Consider the following 6,881-nt stretch of genomic DNA (forward strand, 5'->3'; position numbering starts at 1 on the left):
GCACTGCGGTTGGGGAAGGTCACGGCATGCGGTGCATGAGCCCGGCGTTGGGGGTCGGCCGCGGGGGCACCGGCCCTTTGGCGGTCGTCTGCGCGGCGGCGGGCCGCCGTCGGCCAGGGTCTTTCGTCTGGATCAGGCCGGGTCAGGGCGCGGTGCCGGACCGCGAGAGCCCGGTCTGATCCGGACGAGAGGTCCTAGGGCAGCAGCTTGTCCAGGGCGGCCGGGCCCTCCGTTTCGATCTTGCGCTTGGCCCACTCCAGGTTGCGCGGTGTGATGTCCCGGCCCGCGGCCAGCACCACGTCCTCGGGCGACACATCGGTGCCGGTGCGGGCGTGGAGCACCTCGTCCGGGGTGCAGAGGTCCCCGGACGAACGGGATGCTTCGGGTTGTGACGTCGACATGTGTCCTCCTCGGGTCCGGCCGGGCCCCCGCCCCCGTGCGGGCTGCGGCGCCCTTGCTGCGGGACCGGGACCTTCTCCCACCATTGCCCGCCGCGCCGCACCCTGCATCCGGAAGGGCCGTGCGCCGGGCCGGTCCCGGCCCGCTGTGGCTGTAGGGGTACCTGTCCGCCGTGCCGGAAAACCACCGGGCCCCGCCCGCCGCACGCTCCTAAGCTGGAAGGGCCCCGGAAGGCCGGGCAGCCACACGGTCCGCGAGCTGCCCGCGCGTCCAGACAGGGAGGCCGCCGCCATGGCCGACACCTCCAGCCCGCAGGCCGCGCGCGACTGCGTCCCGATCGCCGACCACGGCCTGATCGGCGACCTGCGCACCGTCGCGCTCGTCGGCACCGACGGCACCATCGACTGGTACTGCCCGCCCGCCTTCGACTCGCCCAGCGTCTTCGCCGCCGTCCTCGACGCGGAGCGGGGCGGCTGCTTCGAACTCGCCGCGGCCGAGGCGGCGCGCGCCAAGCAGTTCTACTTCCCCGACACCAATGTGCTGATCACCCGCTTCTTCACCGAGGACGGCGTCGGCGAGGTGCAGGACTTCATGCCGGTGACCGGAGGCGGGGCCGAGGAGGCCGAACGGCACCGGCTCATCCGGCGCGTGGTGTGCGTGCGCGGCACCCTCCCGTTCCGCGCCCGGGTGGCGCCCCGCTTCAACTACGGCGCCGATCCGCACACGGTGCGCACCGAGGGCCGCGTCGTGCTGTTCGAGTCGGCGTCGCTGTCGCTCGCCCTCACCGCCACCATGCCGCTGGAGGTCCGGGGCCCGGACGTGCGGGCGGAATTCAAGCTCGCCGAGGGGGAGTCGGCCGTCTTCGCCCTCGACCAGGTGGGCGGCGACGTCGCCCCGCGCCGGTGCGCCCGCACCGAGGCCGACGAGCAGTTCGCGGCCACCGTGGCGTACTGGCGGCGCTGGCTGGCGCAGTCCCGCTACCGGGGGCGCTGGCGGGAGATGGTGCACCGCTCCGCGCTCACCCTGAAGCTCCTCACCTACGCGCCGACCGGGGCCATCGTCGCCGCCCCCACCACCAGCCTGCCCGAACGGCTCGGCGGCGAGCGCAACTGGGACTACCGCTACGTGTGGGTGCGCGACGCCGCGTTCGCCGTCTACGCGCTGCTGCGGCTCGGGTTCTCCGGGGAGGCCGCGGCGTTCATGCGCTTCCTGACCCTCCACATCAGCCCCGGCGACGGCAAGGCCACCGGCCCGTTGCAGGTCATGTACGGCATCGACGGCCGCACCGAGCTGCCCGAGCGCGAACTCGCCCACCTCCGCGGACATCGCGGCTCCGCCCCGGTCCGGGTCGGCAACGCCGCCGCCGACCAGCTCCAGCTCGACATCTACGGCGCCCTGATCGACTCCATCTACCTCTACGACAAGTGGGCCGAGCCGATCTCCAGCGCCCAGTGGGACGACGTGTGCGCGCTGGTCGACTGGGTGTGCGCGCACTGGGACCAGCCCGACGAGGGGGTGTGGGAGACGCGCGGCGGCCGGAAGGACTTCCTGTACTCGCGCCTGATGTGCTGGGTGGCCGTCGAACGCGCGATCCGGCTGGCCAACCGCCGGGGCCTTCCCGCCGACCTGCCGCGCTGGCGGCAGTGCCGGGACGCCGTCTACCGGCGCGTCATGGACCGCGGCTGGTCGGCCGCGCGGGGAGCCTTCGTGCAGTACGAGGGCGGGGACGTGCTGGACGCCGCCCTGCTGATGATGCCGCTGGCCAAGTTCATCGCCCCCACCGACCCCAAGTGGCTGGCCACCCTCGACGCGCTCACCGAGGACCTGGTCTCCGACTCGCTCGTCTACCGCTACGACCCGCGGAGCAGCCCCGACGGACTGCGCGGCGACGAGGGCACGTTCTCCATCTGCTCGTTCTGGTACGTGGAGGCCCTCACCCGCGCCGGCCGTCTGGACGAGGCCCGCCTCGCCTTCGAGAAGATGCTCACCTACGGCAACCACCTCGGCCTGTACGCCGAGGAGATCGGCCGCACCGGCGAGCAGCAGGGCAACTTCCCGCAGGCCTTCACGCACCTTTCCCTGATCAGCGCCGCCTACAACCTCGACCGCGCCCTGGGCTGACCGTGTGCGCCCGCCGCGGGCGGGTACCCGGAGGGCCACCCGAGGCGAAGGCCGAGGACCCCGTCGAGGAGGAGGCCCGCATGACGAGCGGTACCGAGACCGGTGACGTCACCGGCACCCGGGACAAGGACTACAACCTCATCTGGTACGTCGAGTCGTGCCTGAAGAACGCGCTCAGGCTGGAGCAGTACGTCCAGGACGCCGAGCGGGCCAAGGACGACGAGGTGGCGGAGCTGTTCCGCAAGGCGCAGGCGGACAGCCGCAAGGGCGCCGAGCTGGGCAAGCAGCTGCTGAGGCAGCGCCTGAACGGCGGTTGACGGCCGCCGGCGGCACCTGCGCGAGGGGCGGCCCCGCGACCTGTGACACGGGCCGCGGGGCCGCCCCGGCGCGTCACCCGATGTGGTAGGGGTCCCCGTAGACCTTCCAGTCGAGCGGCGGGGTCAGGTCGAGGTTGCCCTCGCGCAGGAAGACCCGCTGCTCGGTGTCGACCCTGCTGGTGTCGCTGTGGGCCTCCTCCTGCTTCATGGCCCACACCCGCGCGTCGAGGAACGCGTTCAGGTACGCCGTCTCGTCGCCGCCCTGGGCCGGCGGCCTCGCGGTGCGCAGCGCCCGCTCGCGGATGCCGCGGAAGCCGGTCGGGTCGTCGCCGTCGCCGTGCATCACGATGGCGTCGTAGTAGGCGAACTGGCCGAGCGCGCGCAGCCCGTCCGCCTTGCCCCGGGCGACGGCCGGGCCGAAGTAGACGCGGTCGCGCTCGTCGTTCTGGGCCTGCTGGAAGACGGTGTCCTTCGCCGCCCTGCGCCAGTCGGCGGGGAAGTCGGGGTCGAGGCCGGAGTGCGAGTCGGTGCCGTCGACCTCACGCAGCGCCGGAAGGTACCGGGCCAGCACGTTGCCGGGCTCGCGGTCGGCGTAGAGCCGAACCAGGTCCAGCATGTCGCCGGTGCCGGAGCAGAAGCCGATGATGCCGGCGGTGTAACCGCGGCCGTCTCCGATGTCCTCGATGTACTTGTACTGGGCCTTCCAGTCGAGCGAGGAGTTCTCCGCGCTCGACACCAGCCGCATGGCGATCTCCTTCTTCGCCGGGTCGTCCAGGCCCGGCGCCCCGGCCGGGGCGGCCGTCGCGCCGGGGGCGCCGAGCAGGGGAGCGGCGGCCAGGGCGGCGCCGAGGAGGACGAGGACGGTACGGCGGGAGGCGCCGGGCGCCGCGGCCGTGCCGGGGTTCGGATGCACCACGAGGGCTCCAAGGATGAGTGGGGGGAGGGCAGTCGGCCGCGCGGGCGGACCGCGCGGCCGACTGACAGGAAGGTTTCCTACCAGAGACTCGAACAAGTGGTCACCCGTCGTACGGAGAGTTCGTACGAACGTACGGGAGCGGGAGCGGCGGGGGCCCGGGCCGGCCGCGTCAGGGCAGCGGCTGCTCCGCCCAGATGACCTTCCCCTCGGGCGTGTACCGGGTGCCCCAGCGCTCGGCGAGCTGCGCCACCAGGAACAGGCCCCGGCCGCCCTCGTCCGTGTCCGCCGCGTACCGCAGGTGCGGCGAGGTGCTGCCGCTGTCGAACACCTCGCAGATCAGGGCGCGGTCGCGCAGCATCCGCACCCGGATGGGCGCGCTGCCGTGGCGGATCGCGTTGGTGACCAGCTCGCTGAGGATCAGCTCCGTGCTGAACGTCAGCTCGTCCAGCCCCCAGCCCGCCAGCAGCCGGCTGACCGAGGCGCGCACCTCTCCCACGGCCGCCGGGTCCGGCGGCACTTCCCACTCGGCGACCCGGCCGGCGTCCAGGGCCCTGGTGCGCGCGACGATCAGCGCCACGTCGTCGACCGGCCGGAAAGACGGCCGGCCGTCCAGGACCGCGCGGCACGTGTCCTCCGGCGAGTCGCCGGCCTCCGCGAGCGCCGTGCGCAGTTCCTCCAGGCTGGTGTCGATGTCCCGCTGCCGGTCCTCCACGAGCCCGTCGGTGTACAGGACCAGACGGCTGCCCTCGGCCAGCTCCAGCTCCGCCGTCTCGAACGGCAGCCCGCCCAGCCCGAGCGGCGGGCCGGCGGGCACGTCCGCGAACGCGACGGCGCCCCCCGGACCGATCACGGCTGGCGGCGGATGACCGGCACGCGCGACGGCACACCGCCGGGAGACCGGATCGTAGATCGCGTACAGGCAGGTCGCGCCGATGACCGGGGCGCCGGGCCCCTGCGCCGGCTCGTCCTGGTCGATCCGGCCGACCAGCTCGTCCAGCAGCCCGAGCAGTTCGTCGGGCGGAAGGTCCAGCGCCGCGAAGTTGTGCACCGCCGTGCGCAGCCGGCCCATCGTGGCCGCCGCGTGCAGCCCGTGGCCCACCACGTCGCCGACGACCAGCGCCACCCGCGCCCCGGACAGCGGCAGCACGTCGAACCAGTCCCCGCCCACGCCCGCCTGCGCCGGCAGATACCGGTAGGCGATGTCCAGCGCGCTCTGCTCGGGCAGGCTGCGCGGCAGCAGGCTGCGCTGCAGGGTGACGGCCATGCCGTGCTCACGCGTGTAGCGGCGGGCGTTGTCGATGGACACCGCCGCCCGGGCGACCAGCTCCTCGGCGAGGGCCAGCTCCTCGGTGTCGAAGGGCTCGGGCTTCTCGGACCGCCAGAAGTTGACCAGCCCCAGCACCAGCGTCCCGGCCCGCACCGGCACGGTGATCAGCGTGTGGATGCCGTACGCCACGATCCGCTCGGTGCGCTCCGGGTCCTGGGCCAGCCAGCCCGCGGCCGTCTCCAGACGCGGCTCCAGGACCGCCCGGCGCGCCCTGAGACTCTCGGCCTGCGGCGAGGAGTCGAGGTAACGGAACTGCTCGCCCACCGGATACAGCGGGGCGTCGTCGCGGATCCCGCCGACCGCCGTACGGCGCACCGCGGCCCCCGGCTCCGGGTCCTCGCCGCGCAGCACGGCGTCGTACAGGTCGACGGTGACGAAGTCGGCGAACCGGGGCACGGCCACCTGGGCCAGCTCCTCGGCGGTCCGGGTCACGTCCAGGGTGGTCCCGACGCCCACCCCGGCGTCGTAGAGCAGGCTCAGGCGCTCCCGGGCGACCTCCGCACGGCCCGACAGGGCCCGCAGCTCCGTCGAGTCGCGCACCGTGGCCACACTGCCCGACGGGCCGCCCTGCAGGTCGGTGGGCCGCTGGTTGATCGCCAGCAGCCGGTCGCCGACCAGGTGCACCTCGTCGGTGACGATCCGCCCGGAGGCCAGCAGTTCCGCGGTCTGCGGGTCGAGGCCCAGGTCGCACACGTGCCGCCGCTCGGCGTCCTCGGGCAGGCCGAGCAGGCGGTGCGCCTCGTCGTTGGCGAGCAGCAGCCGGCCGTCCTCGCCGACGATGACCACGCCCTCCCGGACGGAGTGCAGCACCGCGTCGTGGTGCTCGTACATCCGGGTCATCTCACCCGGCCCCAGGCCGTGGGTCTGACGCAGCAGCCGCCTGCTGACCAGCGCCGTGCCGGCCGTGGCCAGGGCCAGGCCCACGGCCGCCGCGCCCAGCACGACGGGCAGCTGCCGGTCCGCCAGGCCCCCGACGTTGCTGGTGGTGATGCCGGCCGCGACCAGCCCCTCCACCGCGCCGTCGGGCGCCTTGACCGGCACCACCGCCTGCACCAGCTGCCCGATGGTCCCGTTGACCTCCTCGATCACCGTGCGGCCGTGCACGGCCGGCTCGATCGTGCCGACGAACTTCTTCCCGATGCGGTCCGGTACGGGATGGGTGTAGCGGATCCCGTCGGTGCTCATGACGACGATGAAGTCGACGTGCGCCGCCTCGCGGGCGGCCTCGGCCCGGGGCTGCAGGATCGCCGACGGGTCCGGTGCGGCGAGGGCCGCGCGGGTGCCCGGCGCGTTGGCGAACGTCTCGGCGACCGCGAGGGACCGGTTGCGGGCCTCCGCGGTGCTGTCGTGCCGCACCTGGAGCACCAGCGCCACCACCGCCGCGAGGACCAGCAGCAGCACGATGACCACCTGGAGCACGAACACCTGGCCGGCGACGCTGTGTCCGCCCAGCGTGGGCCGCGGTCCCGCGGCCCGGCCGGACGCCGGCCTGCTGCGCTCGCGCGCCCGCCGGGCCGGTCCGGGCGCGTGCTCGAGACGCCGGCCGCTGGGACGGCGGGACGGCCGGGGGCCGGTTCGACCCGGGAGTCGCACCATGTGCCCTGTCTACACTGCCGGGCCCCATGAGGCGAGAGCCGTCACACCCTCTTGACGGGATGTTGGCCGGGTGCGCGCGAGTCCTCCGCGCGAGCGCCGCCGGGGGGGGGCCCCCCCCCCCGCCCCCCCGGCCCCCCCCCCCCCCGCCGCCCCGCCGGAGCGAGCGGGGTGGACGCGGCCTACGAGAAAAAAGACAAAACAACAA

General features: G+C 74.1%; 5 protein-coding genes. 2 read left to right on the forward strand and 3 right to left on the reverse strand.

All coding sequences use genetic code 11. The features are described from left to right. Positions 1–194 precede the first annotated feature (194 nt). Positions 195–401: a hypothetical protein gene (locus ACH5A8_RS24360; protein WP_399005238.1), complete on the reverse strand. Its 207-nt coding sequence runs from the start codon at positions 399–401 to the stop codon at positions 195–197. Between the two features lie 289 nt (positions 402–690). Between ACH5A8_RS24360 and ACH5A8_RS24365 the strand changes: the two genes are divergently transcribed. Both ACH5A8_RS24365 and ACH5A8_RS24370 read left to right on the forward strand, forming a co-directional pair. Then, positions 691–2,520 (forward strand): glycoside hydrolase family 15 protein, encoded by a 1,830-nt coding sequence (locus tag ACH5A8_RS24365; protein ID WP_399005240.1) that lies wholly within the window; start codon positions 691–693, stop codon positions 2,518–2,520. An 80-nt stretch (positions 2,521–2,600) separates the two neighbouring features. Then, on the forward strand, positions 2,601–2,837 hold the full coding sequence (locus tag ACH5A8_RS24370; RefSeq protein ID WP_399005242.1) for a hypothetical protein: 237 nt from the start codon (positions 2,601–2,603) through the stop codon (positions 2,835–2,837). Positions 2,838–2,910: 73 nt separating this feature from the next. Here the strand turns inward: ACH5A8_RS24370 and ACH5A8_RS24375 are convergent, their stop codons facing one another. Together ACH5A8_RS24375 and ACH5A8_RS24380 are read right to left on the reverse strand one after the other, a co-directional pair. Beyond that, positions 2,911–3,753 carry a chitosanase gene (locus tag ACH5A8_RS24375; protein ID WP_399005243.1) on the reverse strand — a complete coding sequence of 281 codons (843 nt, stop codon included), beginning with the start codon at positions 3,751–3,753 and terminating at the stop codon, positions 2,911–2,913. A gap of 169 nt (positions 3,754–3,922) precedes the next feature. Beyond that, positions 3,923–6,676 (reverse strand): SpoIIE family protein phosphatase, encoded by a 2,754-nt coding sequence (locus tag ACH5A8_RS24380; protein ID WP_399005245.1) that lies wholly within the window; start codon positions 6,674–6,676, stop codon positions 3,923–3,925. Positions 6,677–6,881 lie beyond the last annotated feature (205 nt).

Source organism: Streptomyces sp. NPDC018610 (assembly GCF_044391765.1).
GTDB lineage: Bacteria > Actinomycetota > Actinomycetes > Streptomycetales > Streptomycetaceae > Streptomyces.